This is a genomic window from Streptomyces sp. GC420, assembly GCF_009916105.1.
Lineage (GTDB): Bacteria > Actinomycetota > Actinomycetes > Streptomycetales > Streptomycetaceae > Streptomyces.
Genome location: NZ_JAAAXQ010000010.1, coordinates 28,990 through 45,303 on the forward strand (window position 1 = coordinate 28,990; position 16,314 = coordinate 45,303).

At 70.1% G+C, this 16,314-nt stretch carries 12 protein-coding genes; 1 reads left to right on the forward strand and 11 read right to left on the reverse strand.

Annotated features, from left to right (window positions below; translation table 11 throughout):
• Window positions 1–17: 17 nt before the first annotated feature.
• Window positions 18–1,223 carry an McrC family protein gene (locus GUY61_RS02600; protein WP_166628382.1) on the reverse strand — a complete coding sequence of 402 codons (1,206 nt, stop codon included), beginning with the start codon at window positions 1,221–1,223 and terminating at the stop codon, window positions 18–20.
• Window positions 1,220–3,109 (reverse strand): DUF4357 domain-containing protein, encoded by a 1,890-nt coding sequence (locus GUY61_RS02605; protein WP_313896474.1) that lies wholly within the window; start codon window positions 3,107–3,109, stop codon window positions 1,220–1,222. The genes GUY61_RS02600 and GUY61_RS02605 overlap by 4 nt, the downstream gene beginning before the upstream one ends.
• A 144-nt stretch (window positions 3,110–3,253) precedes the next feature.
• On the opposite strand from GUY61_RS02605, the gene GUY61_RS02610 reads away from it, so the two are divergent.
• Complete coding sequence (locus tag GUY61_RS02610; RefSeq protein ID WP_166628383.1) at window positions 3,254–3,850, forward strand: hypothetical protein; 597 nt, start codon at window positions 3,254–3,256, stop codon at window positions 3,848–3,850.
• A gap of 13 nt (window positions 3,851–3,863) precedes the next feature.
• Here the strand turns inward: GUY61_RS02610 and GUY61_RS02615 are convergent, their stop codons facing one another.
• The 9 genes from GUY61_RS02615 to GUY61_RS02655 all read right to left on the reverse strand — a co-directional run.
• The gene (locus GUY61_RS02615; protein ID WP_166628384.1) at window positions 3,864–5,504 is read right to left on the reverse strand and encodes a hypothetical protein; all 1,641 of its coding nucleotides are present in this window, start codon (window positions 5,502–5,504) and stop codon (window positions 3,864–3,866) included.
• Between the two features lie 67 nt (window positions 5,505–5,571).
• A complete protein-coding gene (locus tag GUY61_RS02620; RefSeq protein WP_166628385.1) occupies window positions 5,572–5,982 on the reverse strand; it encodes a hypothetical protein in 411 nt (136 codons plus the stop codon).
• Window positions 5,979–8,456, reverse strand: coding sequence for an AAA family ATPase (locus GUY61_RS02625; protein ID WP_166628386.1), 2,478 nt, complete (start codon window positions 8,454–8,456; stop codon window positions 5,979–5,981). The genes GUY61_RS02620 and GUY61_RS02625 overlap by 4 nt, the downstream gene beginning before the upstream one ends.
• A 219-nt stretch (window positions 8,457–8,675) precedes the next feature.
• A complete protein-coding gene (locus tag GUY61_RS02630; protein ID WP_166628387.1) occupies window positions 8,676–9,356 on the reverse strand; it encodes a DUF4276 family protein in 681 nt (226 codons plus the stop codon).
• Between the two features lie 11 nt (window positions 9,357–9,367).
• Entirely contained in the window at window positions 9,368–10,495 is a 1,128-nt protein-coding gene (locus GUY61_RS02635; RefSeq protein ID WP_208105471.1) for an AAA family ATPase, read from the reverse strand.
• Window positions 10,496–10,572: 77 nt separating this feature from the next.
• Window positions 10,573–11,829, reverse strand: coding sequence for an McrC family protein (locus GUY61_RS02640; RefSeq protein WP_166628389.1), 1,257 nt, complete (start codon window positions 11,827–11,829; stop codon window positions 10,573–10,575).
• Window positions 11,822–13,924, reverse strand: a complete 2,103-nt coding sequence (locus GUY61_RS02645; RefSeq protein ID WP_166628390.1) for an McrB family protein — start codon at window positions 13,922–13,924, stop codon at window positions 11,822–11,824. The genes GUY61_RS02640 and GUY61_RS02645 overlap by 8 nt, the downstream gene beginning before the upstream one ends.
• A gap of 137 nt (window positions 13,925–14,061) precedes the next feature.
• Entirely contained in the window at window positions 14,062–15,357 is a 1,296-nt protein-coding gene (locus tag GUY61_RS02650; RefSeq protein ID WP_166628391.1) for a hypothetical protein, read from the reverse strand.
• A gap of 227 nt (window positions 15,358–15,584) precedes the next feature.
• Window positions 15,585–16,314: endonuclease domain-containing protein (locus GUY61_RS02655; protein ID WP_243766128.1), on the reverse strand; the 730-nt coding region annotated here is incomplete at its 5' end.

Below are 16,314 nucleotides of genomic sequence, written 5' to 3' on the forward strand. Positions count from 1 at the left end.
CGGACAGGGTGCGGTGATCATATGTGCGAGCCTCGGGCGATCCGTTCGGCCAAATCCCGCACGGATGAGAGGAGCTCGGTGGGAGACCGGTCGAGGTCCAGCGCGTGCTGCCGGAGCGTGATTCCCGCGCGGCGGACACGGTGGGCGGCATGCGGGGCATTGCCCTTCGCATAGATGAGGTGCCCCTCGGGCAGCCCGAGGGCCGTGCAGTAGGCGAGCATCTGGTAAAGGTCGGCATCAGGGAATCCCTCGGGCTTCTCCGCCTTGTACTTGGCGTCGGCCACGGCGAGCGGGCGCCCGTCGTCGCCGTACCGAACGATGTCGGGTCGCATACGGACAGCGTTCTCCTCGTCCAGGTGCACGCTCCTGGCCTGGAGGGTGCAGTGCCCGCCGTACGGGGCCAGGGCCTCGCGGAGTGCCACACAGACGAAGTCCTCGAAGATCTTGTTCATATCGAGGAGGAAGCCGTCGACGGCGATCTTGCCCGGCAGGTGGTCCACGGACGAGCCCCGCAGGACGGTCTCGGCCAGCCGCAGCGCGGGCTGGTAGCGGGAGTTGAGCCTGCTGGGCCGCCATGTGGGCAGCTCATGCCCCCGTACCAGCGGCTCGACATCGGTCATCCGTGCCTGATGATGGCGGAGTCTGCGGCGGACGTCACCGGGGACGCGGGGCAGCCGCAGCAGCCGGTCGGCGGCTGCGCGCAGCAGCCGGTTCTCGGGGATGTCGGTGGTGTACTCGTCGTAGGCCACCTCGACCGGCATGACGCGCCCGTGGTGGCGGCGGATCTGATCGGCCTCACGGATGCGCCCGCGGACGACGAAGGCGGCCTCCTCGGTGTGCCGGTAGCCCTGGAGCACCCCCTGGCGTAGCGCCCGCTCCAGTGCACGTTCATATGCGTGGGCCAGAGCGGGAAGCACCTCGGCCTGCTCCGTCACGTCCACCTCGCCTTCCCGGTGGACCGCCGGGTTCAGGGCGTATCCGATCAGGAAGAAGAGCCTGGCGATCGGCACTTTGGGTGTGATGCGCAGGACGAACGGTCCTTGCCCAGGTGCCTGGAGAACCAACGCCCCGACCTTGCTTCCGGCCCGCAGCCGCCACTGCCCCGGCAGATACGGGTCGGGCGCGGCGTCCACGATGCGGGAGGCGGCGAGCGCCCGGCCGATCTCGTCCGGCAGCGCCCGCGTGAGCGCCGGGGCGTACTCGACGAGTTCGACGACGGTCACGAAACCGACCCGCTCCCGTCGTCCTGCTCATCCGGCGTCCCCGTGTGTCCGATCACCGTCCGCAGGGTCTGGAGCCCGTATCGCCTGTCGGTGTCGACGCCCTCGCCGTAGTGGTGTTCCTCCAGCAGAGGAAGGATCTTGGTACGCCAGGTGCGCTCCAGTCCGCCCTCCCGGTAGACCCCCTTCTTCATCAGGTAGGACGGGCCGATGAGGAAGTCGGGTTCGTCGATGCGGGCGTTGAGCGCGTCGAGCAGGTCCGCCGGTTCGACGTCCCGGTCCTGGGCGTGAAGCCAGCGGCGCAACAGCCCGCGGGTGGGCTCGGTGCGGGGCGACAGTTCGACGAACGCGAACCTTCTGCGCATCGCCGCGTCGACCAGCGCGATGGAGCGGTCGGCCGTGTTCATGGTCCCGATGACGAAGAGGTTCGGCGGCAGCGCGAAGTCGTCACCGGAGTAGGTCAGCCGGACCGACTTGTTGCGGTACTCCAGCAGGAAGTACAGCTCGCCGAAGACCTTCGCGAGGTTCGCCCGGTTGATCTCGTCGATGACCAGGAAGTGGGGGACGTGCCGGTTTCCCTCGCGCGAGGCCAGGTCGGCGAGTTCACGCAGCGGGCCCGCGGTCAGCCGGAAGGCGACCTCGTGCGTCTGCGGGTCCTCCCTGGGCCGGAACCCCTCGAAGAAGTCCTCGTAGGCGTACGAGGGGTGGAACTGCACCAGCTTCACCTGCTCCGGCCCGCCTCCCAGGAACTCGGCGAGCTTCAGCGCGAGGTACGTCTTGCCGGTGCCCGGTGGCCCGTACAGCACCAGCTGCCGCTCGTCCCACAGCAGATCCCGGAGCTCGCGCAGCCACTCCACATCGTGAACCAGCAGCTCGTCCGCGAGTTCCTGGCCCGGCTGCGGGAGTTCGAGTTCCCGGCGGGCCGCGATCGCCGGCACCTCGACGCTGGGATCGCGCTCTATGGCCTCCGCGTCGTCGGCCAGTTCCTCGTCCGTGAGCCCGAGCCCGTCGACGAGGGCCTGGACGGCCGTCAGATCGACCACGTCGTGCTGCACGGACAGCTTCTGCTGGAGCGCCTCGGGCAGTTCGTCGTACGGGTACCCCGTGCTCTGCCACTCGACGGGACGCCGCAGGTTGGACCGCCCGCCTTCGGACGCGGATTGCTGGACGGACCCGGTGATCTCACCGACGTAGAGCCGCCCGCCGGAGATCGTGCACACGGTGTCGCCTGGTTTCATCCAGGACAGGAAGGCGTACAGCTCCTCGACCAGCTCCAGTTTCTGGTTGTACGTCGCCGTGGTGCCGTAGTCCTCCTCGACGAAGGCACGCAAGCGCTCCTTGCTCACCCCCTGTCCGACCCCCTGGCGCAGGCGTGCCGCCGAGAGCGACACCCGCCCCTCGGGCAGCCAGAGCCTCTGGACGAGGTCGGCTCCCGACACATTCGAGCCTCGGACGAGCCAGGCCCTGTTCGGTCCCGACCGGACGCCGTCCATGAAGTCCGCGAGCGGGACGCCGGCCTCCGTCTTCCACTCCTCCCAGCCGTTGCGGGGGGCGCCGACCAGAAGTTCCGCGGCGGAGGACGGGGACCCGCACTCGACGTCTTCGGCGAGCTCCAGCCATTCCGGCCAGCGCTCGGAGGGACGGAGCACATCCTGGGCCTTCAGTTCTTCGCGCCGCCGGTAGGTGCCGCTGAAGTGCTTGGGGAACGAAGGCATCACGTGGGCGCGTGCCGGTGATCCCGCACGGACGAGGAACTTCCTGCTGCCGTTGGTGCCCTCCGCGTCCAGCAGGACTCCCCTCGCCCGGTCGATCCCGTCACCACCGGGCAACCGCAACCGGAACTCGGGATTCTCCGTCGCACCAGAGGAGATTCCGTATTCCTCGCTCACGCCCGCTCCTCGACTGGCAAGATCCTTGGCCCATCGCAACGGACCCTATCCACGTGAACACGACGACGGCTACGTTCAGTATTCGGCGGACACACTCGGCGTCGTGTTTCGCTGCTGTATTTCTCCGGAAGGCACCAGCCAGGCATGAGACTCCATGACGACCTCACCATCAGCCGGAGCAGTGGACGGACGGCGAAGTTCGGGGCGACCTGTTCCGGGGAGGAGTCGACCGGCGTGGCCGCCGAATGGCGACTCGCTCTACCGGCCCGCCCGCTATTGACCGTCCATGACACCAGGTGGGACAACGGCGAGCGGGATCTCGTGCTGTACCAGCCATCCCTCGTTCCCGAGATGCCGGCTCCTCTGTCCAATCTGCACAACAGACGACGGGCCGGGATCGAGCCGGCAGCCCTCCGCCGGGGGCGATTGCGGATCATGGCCTGGCTCGCCGTACCCGGTGCCCACGACCGTCCTTCCTTCCGGAAGTCGCTCACCACTGCCGCGCTAGTGGCCGGCTGTGGATCGGACCGGATCCGCGATCTGACCGACAGACCAGGCGTGAGCCTGGAAGCAGCCTTCGACAAACCGGACCTTCCACCGGTGGACATCAGGGAGCCCCAGGATTTCAAGCCCCTCCAGCACGCGCTCTGCTTCTCTGAAAGGGACGACGAGACCCCTGTCCTTGCCTTCACCCTCTTCCGGCTCATCCCCACACTCCGCCACATCGGTTGGCTCCAGTAGCGCATCGTTCCTGTCAGGTGAGGGTGTTGGTCAGGTGGGGACCGATGTACCCGATGTAGATGCCGTGCTCGGCACGGGCGCCGTCGTAGTAGTGCAGCCGAGGCGCGATGGTGTTGCCTCCCCCGATGCGTATGTGTGCCCCCATGAACACCTTCCGCGCGGGATCCACTTGCTCGGGCACGGGGAAAGTGCGTTCCCGGCGCCAACCGGCGTTGCTCTTGACCGACTTGGACTCGTCGCGGACGACCTTCCGGGGCGAGATGGTGCGCACACCAGCGGGGGCGTCCGAGCACCATTGCTTGAAGTCGCAGCCGGCGCGTCCCGCGGTGGCCTCCTCGGCGAAGTCCCGGAGCGCCAGCAGAGCGTCCCAGGTCATTCGCACCCACGAGGAACCGTACGCCTGTGCGTCGAGTTCGAGGGTCACCTTGGAGGAGCCGGTGAAGTGCAGGTGGGATAGCTCGTCGATACGGCCAAGGATCTCCTCGAAGGACTCCGGGACGTCGTCCGTCGTGGCGACGGGCGTGTATGCGGCCTCGCCGGCGCCGATGACCACCAGTCGCTTCCGCACGCTCAGCAGCTGCGCCCGTGCCTCGTGCAGTTCCCGGTACTGCTCGTCGTACTCTGCGATGAGCAGGGTCTCGTTGTCCTCCGCCTTGCGCAGCTCGTGCTTGAGATCACGGATCTCGTCGGCCCGGACACGCTGCTCCCGCCCCGCCTCCTCCAGGATTTCCAGGAGCGCCTCGTTCTCGACACGCAGCCTTTCCAGCTCGGGGGCGTGCGAGTCGTTCCTGGCGCGGGTCCGCATGACCGGCACGGAGTCCAGTTCGGCCGGCAGCGGAGTGCGGGCCGCAAGCCGCTGCGGTAGTTGGGCGAGGATCCGTCGGGCACGGGCAGGGTTCTCGGTGATCACCTGACGGGACATCACCCGGTGCCGCTGTCCGTCGGCAGGCCAGGCAGGGTCGAAGCCCGGAAGGTAGGTGCGCACGCCCCCGCCGTAGACACGGTGGTACTCCAGAACCCGGTTGAAGCCGACCTCCGCCTCGGGCGCGAGAGCATAGAGAACGGCCAGCCCGGCCAGCGGACGGACCAGTGGATCCACCGTGTCCTCCAGCCAGGTCTCGAAGTCGATCCCGTACGGGGTGCTGGCCACCACGATCGGCAGGCGCCGGGACTCGTCGCACAGCTCGTCGACGACGGCCTCGACGTCCTCCGCCTCGATGACCTGGGGCTCGGCCGTCACATCTGCGAGGCCGTCGCGCGCGTCCAGGACGCCGAGAAGGCTGCGGGCGAGCCGGGGTGTCTTCGCGGGCACGGGCAGGACGTCAGGGTCGTCCGGAAGGTGTTCGACGTCCAGCTGAACCCTGGTCGGGTCATCTCCGGCCTGGCGGATCAGCAGGGTCGTCTGCCAGGTCCCGCCGGGGAGGGTTTCCCGCAGCCGCCAGCGCCCGTACGCTCCGGCCGTTCCGGTCGCGGAGTCGTGGTCGAGGGTGACCCCACGGGCTATCTCGTTGCGTCCCTCGGCGAAGGCGGCGACGTCATAGTTCTTCGGGTCCTCCTTGAGCCAAAGGCGCAGCCGGTCGTCGACCTGCGCGCCGGTTCGGACGTAGTCGAGGCCGCTGGTGACGACCATGCGGTAGCGGCGGGTGTCCAACATCAGCTCCTCGCGTTCACTGATCAACGGGCACGGGCGGGCGAGCGGTGGATGGGGGGCGTTCGAGTGTTCACGAGACCGGTGAGTGAACGGTCAGCATCGTCGTATCGGGCCCCGCTCCCAGGACCACCAGCAGATCGGTGACCTCCAACAGCCGGGTGTGGATCTCCGCCGGAGCAGGGGGCAGTTCGTACGTCCGGTAGTGGCACGCCGCGCTGAGCGCCGACCAGGTCGTGCGGCACCTCCGGGCGGTGTCGTGGCCCGCGTACCACTCCAGGCACAGCATCCGGTGCTTGCCGATCCGGGTCATCGACGGGGTGATCCGCCGCCAGTAGGAGTCCAGGGCCTGGTCGAGTGCCATGCGGAGCAGGACCGCGGCGGCGCGGGCACGCAGGCCGGGGGCCAGCGTGTGCACCGTCCCCGGTGGCGGCCGCAGGAGACGTCCGGCGGCGGTGACGAGGGCTTCCGGGGACGCGGTCACCGGGCACCCCCGGCGTTGCCCGTGGTGTTCGCCCCACCGGTGGCCAGGCTGCGGCGGATCGCCGTGGCGAGCGCCTTGGTGCGGGTCACAAGCGCCTTGCGGTCGTCGACCGTCGGCAGGGGCGCGTGTGCGCCCGAGTTGAACGCCTCGACCAACGCCCAGCCGCCGGGACGGAGCCGCTCGACGGCCTCACGGGCGGACTGCCGCTCGTCCCCGAGCAGGGCGAGGGAGACGTACTGCTTGGTGCGGTCCAGGGACGCGACGCGCTCCTCGATGGCCCGCAGACCGAGTCCCTCCTCGTCACGGAGCCTGCGCCGGGCGGTCTCCAGACACGCGGCCTCCACCGCGACCCGGCACATCGCGGGCAGTACGTGATCGGCCACTTCCGGAGGCAGGTTCGGGTCCAGGGAAACGGCCCGCGCCTCGGCGAGCGCCTGCTCCACCGGGTCCGTGAGGGTCTCCACGCCGACCACCGAGTCGGTCTGCCGGGTGACCCGCAGGACGGTCGCCTCGATGCCGAGGTGGGCGATGGCCTGCTGGAGCCTGGTGTCGTGGGTGAACACGATCACCTGCCGGTCGCGGGCGCACGCGTCGAGCACCCGGGCCAGCCCCTCGACCTTCTCCGGGTCCATGGACTGGACGGGGTCGTCGATGACGAGGAAGCCGAACGGGCTGGCCTCGTGCGTGGCGCGCGGGATGAACAGGGAGAGCGCGAGGGAGTGCAGTTCGCCCTGGCTCATGACGCTGTAGGCGGGGGCGTCCATGTCGTCGACGGACACACCGAGCTTCACGCTGCCGCGGTTCGGGGTGCCGGCGAGGGTGACGGAGCCGAGGGTGACGCTGCTGTGCTCGCAGAGCTTCTGCCAGATCTCCTGGGAGCGTTCCGCGTAGGGCCGCAGCCGTTCGTCGCGGAGTTCGTCGAGGATCGGCCGCAGCCAGTCGCGGGCCTTCTTCGCGTGCCGCCGGCCGGTCGCCGCGGTGTCCGCGGCCTCGGCGGCGGACAGCCACTCAGCGAGCCGCACCGCGAGCGGCTGCCAGACGCCGTCGTGCTCGGCGAGTCGCCCGGCGGCCTCCTCGCGGACCTGGTGGCAGGCCTCGTGCAGGATCCTCGCGGTGCGCTCGGCACGGTCCGCCAGTTCTCCGGCATCCGTGATGCCACGGCACAGCGCCCACTCACGCCAGAGGTCGGCGAGCGGCGACGCCTCCCTCTGCAGGAGGGCCGGGACGGGCTGGACGAGGTCGTGGACGGCACGTACCGCGACGGCGAGGTCCCGGCGGGCCCCCTCCGCGCCCACGGCCTCGGTCTGGAGTCGTTCCACCTCCGCCCGCGCATGCTCGGCCCACGCCTGGTCGAGGCGGTTCTCGCTGCCGCACACGGGGCAGTCGGGGCTGTCGGACCGCCGCCGGTGGTCGAGTGCCGCCTCCAGGAGCCCGGCAAGCCGCCGGGCGTCCTCGGCGCTGCCGAACCGCGCCTGCTCGGCGGTGGCGGCGGCCTCCCGCAGCCGGGCGACGGCCCCGGTGACTTCCGCCAGGTCGGGTCCGGCGAGGCTCACGCGCTCCCGCAGCCGCGCGAGTTCGTCCGCGTCAGCGGGGGAACGGCCCTCCAGCAGGGCCCGCACCCGGGCCGAGTCCGGCGTACGACCGGACAGCGCGGCGGCGGCCTCGCGCGCCCTGGGGTCGTCCACCGGGTTCAGCTCGACGAGCAGCTCCGCGGTGAGCGCGTTCCTTCGCTTGACCATGCCGTCGAACTCGCTGTGCGCGTCCTTGACCCGCTTGTCGAGCTCGGCGAGCAGTTCGAGCCCGAGGAGCTTGAAGAAGGCGTCGTGGAGCGCGCTGAGCGAGCCGTTGATCATCGAGCCGAGTTCGCTGTACGGGAGGAACGGCCGGGCCAGCTCCAGCGCGCCCGCGTCGACGACCTCGTCCAGCTTGAGCTCCGCGCCGTCCGCCCCCTCGACCTTCGTGCGGGCTTCGTCGACCTTTCCGCCGTACCAGGTCCGTCGCACGGTGGCGGTCTCACCGCGCTCGCCCACGGACAGCTCGACGGAGACCTCGGGGGTGACGTCGGGGCTGTGCAGGTTGCGCCAGCCCTGCTTCCAGTCAGTGGTCCGCTGGCCCTCCCATCGGGAGTTCCGGGCGGTCAGCGCGGTCTCGGCGGCCTCGGCGAAGCTCGACTTGCCGGAGCCGTTGGGTCCCGCGACGACGACCAGGCCGGGGCCCGGCGGCAGTTCGAGCGTGGTCCGCGGACCGATGCCCCGCCAGCCGGCCGCGGTGACGGACCGCAGATGCACGGGCCCGGCGCGGCCGCCGCTGTCCCTGACCTGCTCGTCAGGAAGCAGCTCCCGCAGCAGCTCCCGCACCTCGGGCGCGAGGCCGGAGTTGTCCAGGCGTGCGAGGAGGAGGTCACGGACGGAGGAGCCGGGGGCGGACGGAGAGGTCGGCGTCGAGACGAGGGAGGCGGGGGTCTGCTCGGTCATGCTCGTTTCCTTGTGCCGGGCGCGGCGCGGGTGTGCGACGCGACGGGTGGGGCGAAGCGTTGGCACTACGAGCATGATGGTCGCTTGTTAGCGACGTCAACAGACTTACGGAATCTACCGAATTCGAATTTGTGTACGCACGTCGAAGATTTGATCGAGCGGGACGGAGGGCCTCGACCGCTGGCGCCCCACCCGGATCCGCACCCGCCGTCTCGGCTGTCAGGCGGAGCGGTCCCTGCCGTCGGGTCCGGATTCCAGACGCTTCAGCCAGGCGTCGAGGTGAGGACAGGTGACGCGCAAGGCGTCCAGGCCGAGAAGCTCGATGGCATCGGGGCCGTCCACGACCTTGCGGTAGGTGGGATGGGCCCTCAGGATCCGTTTCGACGGCGCCGTGTCGGGACCGTCGTTGACGAGCTCGGGCCCGCCCGCAGCAGCGACATGGGACCGCAGCACGTCGGCCAGCCTGGGTGAAGCGACCAGCTCGGAGAGCTCGTTCGCGGCGGCGAGCACCCACGCTTCCGTCTCGTGCAGGACGAGGAAGGGCAGGAACCGCGGGTCATGGATGACCCGCGCCATCGCCTCCTCGACATGACCGACCCGGGCGTAAGCGTCACCGGCCGGGGCGTCGGAGAGCCCGGGTGTGTCGGAGGGCAGTCCGTACAGGTCGAGCATCGTGGTCACCGTGTCGACGGCCGTGTTCCGCAGGAGCGCCCGGATGTCGTGCTCGATCTTGGGCCACCTGCTCACCCCTCCCTTGTCGTGCGGCCGGCCCGCGGCTCGCCGGGTCTTGAGCGCGACCGGGGTGAGCCAGACGTCCCGCTCGCTCAGTTCCGGCTGGAGGACCCGCTGCACCAGGCGCTCCTCCGTCGCGCCCTCCACCAGTACGTGAACCTGACGCATCCGCCCCGACCTCACCGCTCCCGCTCGGGCCGGGGACGACCGCCCAGCAGGTTCTTCAGCCACAGGTCACCGAGTGAATAGCTGTCGAGCCAGGCCGCCAGCGCGTCGGGATCGGGCCGGTCCAGTTTCGTCGAGCCGTCCACGCGTTCCGCGACGACGAGTTCGTCGAGCCCGAACTGGTCGACCAGTGTGACGGACTGGGTGGCGGCGAGAATCTGGCTGTGGGCGGAAGCCGACCGGAACAGCTCCGCCAGAACGGTGATCGCGAAGGGGTGCAGACCCAGCTCGGGTTCGTCGAGCACGAGCAGCGCGGGCGGTCGCGGCTGGAGCAGGAGGACGACAAGGCAGATGAAGCGCAGCGTGCCGTCGGACAGTGCGTCGGCTGGGAACACCGTGTCGGACCCGTATTGCTTCCACCGGAGCGTTACGCGCACCGCCGCGTCCTCGGTGAGGACGAACTCGCGGAAAAAGGGCGCGACGGAGCGGACCGTACGCACGATCTGCCTGTACTCCGCCGGGTGCTCCTCACGCAAGCGCAGCAGGAACGCCGCGAGGTTGCGCGCGTCCGGGTGCAGGACCTCCGTGTCGGAGGCGTATCCCGGCTGCTTGACCGGAGCGCCGGGAGTCGTGTCGTGGAAGTGGTAGACGCGACAGCCCCGCAGTATCTCCAGCGTGTGACGGGCCACACCGCCGGCTCCGAACGGTCCCTCTTCCGCGACCTCGGCCAGTTTCGACTCGCTGTGGCCCCGGCCGATCTCCTGCTTCAGCGGCTGCTCGTAGCGCGCCTTGTCGTGGAACTCCACCACCTCACGGGCGAATACCAGTTCCCCCCGATGCGAGGGAACCAACATCGCCTCATAGGCGTTCACGAGATCCCTGTCGTCTGCCTCCACACGCAGTCCGATCCCCGCGGACCCCTTGGCGACGTCGTGCAGCATCGCCACGGCCCCGCCGCGCAGCCCGACCTCCATGCCCAGCTCACCGTCGGCGATGCGCCCGAGCAGTTCGACGGCCTCGATGAAGTTGGTCTTGCCCGCGCCGTTGGGGCCGACGAGCACGGTGACCGGGCTCAGGGCCAGCTCGACCTGGTCGATCGACTTGTAGCCGCTGACGGTGATGCGACGAACCCTGCGTGACATGGTCATCAATGTATCGAGGTATCGGGGTCAGGAACCGGCGCGCGGCGTCGACGTCCGGTGTGGTGGGCGGGCGACGATCACCAGTCGTCCCAGGGCAGTGCCGACCTGATCCACACGGACGCCTGGTCCGGGGACGCGTGCGTGTCGACACCGAGGACCTGGATGCTTCCGAGTGTCCCCCGCGGCCCGCTGACCTGGAGGGTCCGGTGGGAGGGCCCGCCGGAGCACGGATGGACGATCACTGCACGCGGGTCGGTGCCCGGGGTGTAGCCGGCACCGTAGGTGAGGAGCTGGTGGATGTCGCCGGCGCCGACGCCATAGCGGTCGTAGCGCTTGTACTTGGCGTCCACCGGCAGCAGAGTGCGCGCGGCCGACTCACGACCGGGGAGGCTGAGCAGGACATCCGGCCGGAAGGCCGAGGTACTGCCGAGGTCACCGCGCACGGTGATGCCCGTCGCGCCGCTGCTGGGGACGACGTGTCCGCCGTGCGGGGCGGCGGCCTCGGTGGCCAGACGCCGGACGACGGCCTCCCAGAGGGCGGGCATGGCCAGCAGGAGGCCGTCCGCCGTCATGCCGTCGTCGGTGAGGAGGTCGGTCACACCGCCGCCGCGCAGGAGCAGGCGAGCCCAGGTGTGCGCGGTGCGGTAGCGGGCGTTCAGGCGTGTGTACCGGGTGCGGTCCAGAGCACGGAGGGCGGAGTCAGGGGTGGGGGCCTGCGGGAAAGCGTCGGCGATGGCGTGGAGGGCGCGGGCCAGGTCGGGCTGCGTTGCCAGGGTGCGGGCCACTCGCAGCGCGGTCCCCAGGACGCGGTTGTCCCAGATGTCCGCCTCCCGGTCGAAGGTGCGAACGTGCAGCTGGTCCAGTTGTCCGTAACGGCGGGACACCTGGGCCGCGATGTCCAGGCGTCCCCGCAGGACGGGTTCCAGGCTCTGGCGGCGTACGTAGTCCCGGCGCAGCCCCTCCCGAACCAGTTGCTCGCACTGCTCCAGCAGGGCCGCCGCCACGAGGTCGGCGTAGCCGTCCGGGCCGGTGGCCCAGCGGCGTGCCGTCGCCGGGAGTGGTGTCGGCGCGCGGAGGGCGTAGGCGAGCCAGTTCATGAGCTGCTCGCCCGGGATGGCGAACTTGGGCTCGATGACCAGGCGGATGCGGTCGAGCACCAGGATCCCGACGGTCGCGTCGGCCTTGAGCCGCCACCCGGCAGGGGCCTGGTCCAGGCTGAGGCAGCCGCGGGCTTGGAGGCCGCGCAGCCGCTCGACGTCCCGGGGCGTGAGCTGGTCGGCCTCCAGCAGTGCGGCTCCGTACTCTGCGAGCCGGACCTCGGTGTGGTCAGGCATCGGGGCCCGGCGTGCCGCTGGTGAACTCGGTCGCGAGCGCGGCGGCGAGGTCCTGCGGCGACATCAGCGCGGGGCGTCCGGTGTCCGCGTCGACGAGGCCGCCGAGGATGTGGTGCAGCAGATCGGCGCGGCCGAGGCAGTAGTCCTCCAGGAGCGGGATCACCTCGTGGTGGAAGGCGGCGGCCAGGTCGTCCTCGGTGGCGATCGGTTCACCGTCCCGCAGCAGGTAGGCGTGCCCTATCTGGTGGTCCGCGTCGAGGTGACGGGCGATACGGGTGTTGAGGGATTCGAAGAACTCCGCCAGTTCCAACGGGCCGACGGTGCCGGAGACGGCGTCCGGGTCGGGGCCGACCGGGAGGAAGGCGAAGCGACGGCGTACGGCGGCGTCCAGGTGGCTGATACTGCGGTCCGCCGTGTTCATGGTCCCGATGATCCGCACGTTCGACGGCACGGAGAAGGTACGCCTGCTGACCGACAGGGCGAGGGGCAGCCCGCGCTTGTCGAGTTCGAGCAGCGTGACCAACTCGCCGAAGATCCGCGGCAGATCACCCCGGTTGATCTCGTCGATGATCAGCAGGAACGTCTCGTCCGGGCGGGCGGTGGCCTGGGCGCACAGGCTGTGGAACACGCCGTCCGTGAGCGCCAGGGTCAGCCCGGGGCCCGTGGCGCTCAGGTCCGGCTTGAAACCCTCCACGAAGTCCTCGTAACCGTAGGACGGATGGAAGGTCACCATGTGGATGCGGCCGTCCCGCAGCATCTCGGCCTGGGCCGCGGCTCGCCGGTCCGGCGTCGAGTTGAGCGCGTCCGCACGACCGGCGAGGACCAGGGCGGCGCCGAGTGCGAGCCGGGTCTTTCCGGTGCCGGGAGGCCCGTGCAGGATCACCTGACCCTTGCGCTCCAGCGCCTCCAGCACGCCCGCGACGTCCTCGGGCAGGGTGACGGGGCCATCGGTGAACGGCTCCGCCGACTCCGTGCCCGACTCGGTGAGGCCCACGGTGATCCGGGCGAAGAGCGTCGGCGGTACCTTGGCGAACGTGGACCGCCAGCCGTGCTGGGGCTTCGACAGTTTCCCCGCGTGGGAGACGTCCCAGGCGACCGGGACGACATGCTGGTACTCGGAGTGGTCGGCCTCGAAGCGGTAACTCCCGCTGACGGTACCGGTGGCCAGAACCTCCTCCATCCCACGGTTGGCCACGATCCGGTCTCCCGGCTCCAGGTCCCGGAAGTCCAGCAGCCGCCGGGCGACCCTCAGACTGCCCCCGCTGCCGCGCGGCCAGTGCGCGTCGAGCGCCTGCTTCAGCTCGGTGTCGCTCTGGTACTGGCCGAGATCGCCGAGTTCGTCCCAGCCGACGCGGATCACCCCGCCGTCATGGCACTCGTCCCACAGCCGCCCTCGTTCACCGGGGGCGATCTTCCAGATGGTGCGCTGCTGCGGACGCGGATCGAACTTCTCGTACAGGAAGTGCATGACCTCCTGCCCACTCCAGCCGTCGAACTCCGGCTTCGCGCGCACGAGTTCCAGCAGCCGACGGTTGTTGCGCCAGGCCGGTGCGTCGGGCTGCGAGGAGCCGCCCAGCAGGCCGACGAACCGGCGCAGGTGCTCGCCGGCGTAGATGGGCAGGAAATGCTCGGGGAAGTAGGTCGCCAGGGACTTGGTCACCAGCGCCTGCCCGGACCGCAGCAGCTCCAGATCGTCCACGGCCTCGACGTCCCCCGCGGCTACGGCCTCGAAGGCCCGCACGAACTGTCCGCGCAGCTCCTCCCACGCCTCCTGCGGCTCCATCCCGCGCAGCGGGGCGGCCAACCACCACTCACCGGATCTGTAGCGGAACATGATGTGCTTCCTGGAGCTACCGCCCTTGATGCTGCCGAGTCGGGGAGCGCCGTACTCCATCAGCCAGCAGTACGCCGGGTCGCTCCCGGACCGTGCGTCCTGCCCCAGGGCGTAGCGCGACAGCGGCAACGTCGGCCACTCCTCCAGGGGGAACTGCGAGAGCACCTGCTTGCGTTCGTCCTCGGCGGCCTTCTCGGCCTCCGCTGCGGTGCTCCGGTCGAATTCCGCCGCTGTCGCCCGCAGGTCCGTCTCGTCCGTCATGACCGTCATCATGCCGGATCATCGGCATTCCGGGCGCCGCACCCGGGTAGTTGAGGTGGCGAGCTGGGCAGGCGTTCAGAACCGCGGATGATGCCCGGAAGAGGGCCGTTGGATCAAAGCTCCACTCGGCCCGGCCGTCACCAGGGTTCCAGCTCCCGTGTGCCGGGTGCCTCGGTAGGCAGGAGCGCCTCACGGGCACGGGAGTTGAGGGCGATCAGCCGACCGGTTGCCCGGTCGAGACAGAAGGCGAACGCCTTGGCCTTGTCGGCGAAGTCCGCTGCCGGGCGGGTGAGGCCGGCGCCCGTGATGACGATCAGGCGCTTGGGCAGGTCCTCGCCGGCTGCCGCGGCAAGGCCGTTCAGCCGCTGCATCTCGGAGGCCGACAGGTCCTTGGTGGTACTGCGCCACTCGATGTGGAACGCGTCGGACTCGATCGGGACGTCGGCCCCGCCCTCCAGCAAATCCGAGAAGCCGAAGGTGGTGAGCTGCTGGAGGACCGCTTCCGTGATCTCACGTGGGGTGAGCGGCCCCTGGCGGCGTCCGGCCGGCCTCCTCGCTGCGGGCTCGTCCACGAATTCGGTGAAGTCCTCCATCCACTCGGGGAGGTCGCTCTCGACGGGCAGGTCCGCGAAGAGACTGTCCTGCAAGGTGGATCCAGACTTCGGGCCGGTTGGCGTGCCGTCGCGCGGCGGGATCCAGGGTGGCTGTGTGTCCCAGGTCTCCGGTCCTTTGCAGAGCAGGTCGGCGATCTCCGCCACGGAGACGTCCGCGCGAGGAAGGCCCGGAGCGGCTGAGGGTCGGCGCTCCAGACACCAGCCGAGCTCGACACGGCCCCAACCTCCCCACTCCGGCCTGTGCACGTCCACCAGCCAGCCGAGGGTGGGCTTGAGCGAGACGCGGACGAACGCCTCGGGAAACTCGGCCTCCATGAACGATTCGTGACGTTCGCCGACGATGTCGAGCTTCGGCGAGAGACGCGGACCGTAGGCGAAGTACCGGTTCCCGGCGGCCACGCGCCGCACACGCACGCCCTTCGCGTCGAGGATGTCGGCCAGTTCGGTCATCTCGGACGGTTCGCTTTCATGCCAGCGCCAGGGGGACACGACCGGCTCCCCGGTGAGGCAGGCCGAGGCGTGGGCGTGTACGGCGTCCACGAGGACGTCGTCGGGGGTGTCGAGCGGCCAGAGGGACGGCTCGCTGTCCAGTGCCGGATCCATCACCGCCCAGACGATGGAGTGACCCATACGCACGTGGGCCAGGGCGACGGATTGCACGCCGGACAGCGCCACCTTCAGGAGCATCCGTCCCTGCGAGTCGTCGAAGTGGACCCGGTCGGCCAACTCGGGATGACGCTCGCGCAGCGCCTGTTCCAGGCTCTGGAAGTGCAGGTGCCTGCCGAAGGCGGCGACCATGTCGCCGGGCGGGAAGGGCAAGGGACACACTCCTGTCGGGGCCGGGCCGCGCGCTCAACGGGCGGCAGGGTCGTGATCCGTCGTCGGAGCGTAGGCCGACGTGCTTCTCTCACCCAATGGATTTGGGCGTGTGCAAGGGAGTTGGCCGTTCGATTGGCCGGATAGCGTCTCTGTTCCGGCCGTTGCCGAGAACGATGTCCGCCCGTGTGGGCTCGCCACGGAGCGGCCGCGCTCTTCCCGGTGCCCGCTCAGAACAGTGCCAGGCCCTGGCCGCCGGCATCCGCTATGACCGGTCGGGACTGAGCCGGGAGGCCGTCCAGGCGGTCGGGACCGGCCGCGGCGGACACGGCCGGGGCGGTCTCGGCCAGCCAGACACGGAATCGCTCGGCGGCTTCGCGGTAGGGGACTCGCGCAAGAATACGGTGCTCGCCGGAAGGGCAGCAGTCGACGGTGACGGTGAGCAGGCAGGAACGGGGCGTGTTCTGGCTGCCCGTCCAGGACACGCGCAGGACACCGCAGGGCTTGCGCCCGCCGGAGGCTCGGTGGGTCGGGCGCAGCGACCGGCAGGCTGTGTGGGCCGTCCATGCGGCGAGGTGGGGCAGGGGCAGGGTGGTGCGTGCGCGGCAGCCGGGACAGCGGTGCCAGTGGCGGAGCCAGTCGTCTGCGTCGGTGTGGAAGAGGCGTGTGTAGCGGTTCGCCACGCGGATGTCGTTGCTGTACAGGTGGTCGGGGCGTTCCAGGGTGTTGCAGGACTGGCAGACGGGAGCGCGAACGTAGCCGTGTTCGTGGCAGTGGTCGAGGACTGCAGCCGACGCGTCGCGGCAGACGGCGCACGCCCATCCGGCCACCCTGCGGGAGGTGCCGGGCTTCCTGCTGAGCACCGAGTACAGCTGGCCTGTCAGCTCTCCGTTGTACGGGCGTGGTGGGGCGGTTGGGCCCTCGGGGCTCGTCGTCCGCCGACCGTCGGCGTCCCGGGCC

Coding starts and splice junctions, on each gene's coding strand:
- GUY61_RS02635 (WP_208105471.1), bottom strand. CDS start 10,495: ATGTCACGCAGGGTTCGTCGCATCACCGTCAGCGGCTACAAGTCGATC.
- GUY61_RS02615 (WP_166628384.1), bottom strand. CDS start 5,504: ATGTTGGACACCCGCCGCTACCGCATGGTCGTCACCAGCGGCCTCGAC.
- GUY61_RS02630 (WP_166628387.1), bottom strand. CDS start 9,356: ATGCGTCAGGTTCACGTACTGGTGGAGGGCGCGACGGAGGAGCGCCTG.
- GUY61_RS02645 (WP_166628390.1), bottom strand. CDS start 13,924: ATGACGGACGAGACGGACCTGCGGGCGACAGCGGCGGAATTCGACCGG.
- GUY61_RS02610 (WP_166628383.1), top strand. CDS start 3,254: ATGAGACTCCATGACGACCTCACCATCAGCCGGAGCAGTGGACGGACG.
- GUY61_RS02640 (WP_166628389.1), bottom strand. CDS start 11,829: ATGCCTGACCACACCGAGGTCCGGCTCGCAGAGTACGGAGCCGCACTG.
- GUY61_RS02625 (WP_166628386.1), bottom strand. CDS start 8,456: ATGACCGAGCAGACCCCCGCCTCCCTCGTCTCGACGCCGACCTCTCCG.